This is a genomic window from Vibrio sp. 378 (genome assembly GCF_033339435.1).
Genome location: NZ_JAWOUO010000623.1, coordinates 1 through 668, shown reverse-complemented (window position 1 = coordinate 668; position 668 = coordinate 1). Strand labels below are relative to the sequence as shown.

1 protein-coding gene is annotated in these 668 nt (G+C 44.6%); it reads left to right on the top strand.

Annotated elements, in window-relative coordinates; translation table 11 throughout:
- The coding region (locus R7Q48_RS27915; protein WP_411979297.1) for a Cof-type HAD-IIB family hydrolase at window positions 1–668 on the top strand (668 nt) is incomplete at both ends.

The following is a 668-nucleotide window of genomic DNA, read 5'->3' as shown; positions in this document are numbered from 1 at the left end:
CAAAGCGATTTCAGAAGAAAACAAACACGCTATCGCGAAAGCTCGTGAAGCTGGCGTTACTGTCGTTTTGGCTTCTGGCCGCCCACTTGAAGGCATGCAGGCAAAATTGGATGAGCTGAATATTCATTCCGATAAAGATTTTGTCCTTTTCTACAATGGTTCTATGGTTAAAAACGTAGGTACAAACGAAATTATCCACCAGCAAATCATTGATGGTAAGGCTGCTAAATTAGTCGCTCGTAAAGCGAAAGAACTAGGCGCTTATGTGCACGCATTCAGCCAAGTGCACGGCTTGATCACTAATGAGAACAACCCATACACTGACATCGAAGCCAACATTAATGGCTTAGATGTGACAGAGATGAATTTTGAATCGTTAGAAGATGATCATCCAATCATCAAAGCAATGATGGTTGCCGAGCCAAGTAAACTCACCGAGGTCATCGCTGCGCTTCCGTCTGAAATGCGTGAAGAGTTTACTGTTGTTCAAAGTGCCCCATTCTTCCTAGAGTTTCTTAACCCAGCGAGCAACAAAGGCATCGGAGTTGCAGCGATTGCTGAGTACTTAGGAATTCAACCAGAAGAAGTGATCTGTATGGGTGATGCTGAAAATGACCACCACATGCTGAAATACGCTGGCCTTGGTATCGCGATGGCAAATGCGATGG